This is a genomic window from Cryobacterium sp. Y57, from assembly GCF_002929505.1.
Classification (GTDB): domain Bacteria; phylum Actinomycetota; class Actinomycetes; order Actinomycetales; family Microbacteriaceae; genus Cryobacterium.
The window spans coordinates 1-1,428 of sequence record NZ_PJJL01000007.1; the positions used below are offsets into that span (position 1 = coordinate 1).

The following is a 1,428-nucleotide window of genomic DNA, read 5'->3' on the forward strand; positions in this document are numbered from 1 at the left end:
CAGAATCAGTACGGCGGGACCATGATCCGCATCGGTTACTCCGGTGAAATACCGGAGTCACCGTATTACGACATCAGTCTCCGCGACCGCAACTATGCCGAATTGACCCTCACCCTCACCGGCACCAACACCGTTGACGAGGCCCTGATTTTGCATGACCTCGTGGACGCGGGAGTCCTGGTCCGCAGCTTCACGACGAGCAAGCTCTCACTCGAGGAGATCTTCGTGAGGGTGTATGGCGCGCAGAGCGAAATGGCCGGTGTCTGAAATGGGACGAAACAACCTCCGTACAGTCATCAGCTTCGAAGTCGGCCGCACTCTGGGCAGGAGAAAGTTCTGGTTCATCACTTTGTTGGTCCCGATCGCGATCGGCATCGTCATTGCTCTGGTAAGCCTGGGAAACTCGACGGCCGCGAGCACTATCGACGCCCAGGCCGACACGAAACTTACCTTCACCTACAGCGACGCGTCCGGGTACGTCGACCCCGCCGTGGCTGCGGCCTTGGGCGGCGCGGCTGTCACCGATGATGCGGTGGCGATCGCTGCAGTCACGTCCGGGGATGAGGATGCGCATTTCGTGTATCCGGCAGACCCGGCCAAGACGCCCACTCAGGTGTATGGGGTTGATAAGGGCCTCTTTGGCAATGGCGAATACGACGGTGTCGCGACCCAGGTCCTCAGTATCAGCGCTCAGGACCAGATCGGGGACCCCGCACTAACAGTACTGGCCCAGGGCAACGTCTCCGTGACCACGACCACCTTCACCGACGGGGAAGAAACAGCCGGATTCATGGGCATGATCCCGCCGCTGATCTTCGTGGCCATTTTCTTCCTCGTCTTCATGCTGCTCTCCAACCAAATGCTCACCAGCACCCTGGAAGAGAAGGAAAACCGGGTCACGGAGATGATCCTCATCACGTTGAATCCCACCGCACTGATCAGCGGCAAAATCATTTCCCTCTTCATCGTCGGGTTTGTTCAGGTGCTCGTGTTCCTAGTACCGGTACTGGTGGCTTACGTATTCTTCCGCACGTCGCTGAACCTGCCGGAAATTGACCTGTCCAGCTTCACTTTCGATCCTATGCAGATGATCATCGGCGCACTGCTGGCTCTGGGCGGGTTCGCTTTGTTCACGGGCACGTTGGTCGCGATCGGAGCGGTCATGCCCACCGCGAAAGACGCGGGCAGCTGGTTCTCCGCATTGATTGTCTTGATGATCGTCCCGCTCTACGCCCTCTCGCTAGTCCTGTCGGACCCGAGCAACCCCGTCGTGCAGGTGTTCACATACTTCCCGTATTCGGCGCCGATCACCGCGATGCTTCGTAACGCGTTTGGTTCTCTCGCCGGCTGGGAAGCCGCCATCGTCATCACGGAACTGTTCCTACTAAGCACTATCGTGCTGCAGCTCGCCGTGCGACTGTTCCGGTA

The 1,428-nt window shown here is 58.8% G+C and carries 2 protein-coding genes; both read left to right on the forward strand.

Annotated features, from left to right (window positions below):
• A partial coding sequence (locus CXY72_RS00045) for a DUF4162 domain-containing protein (RefSeq protein ID WP_146070959.1) occupies positions 1-267 on the forward strand: 267 nt, incomplete at its 5' end.
• Position 268: 1 nt separating this feature from the next.
• Positions 269-1,428 (forward strand): ABC transporter permease (locus CXY72_RS00050; RefSeq protein ID WP_104125715.1); only part of this gene is annotated, 1,160 nt, incomplete at its 3' end.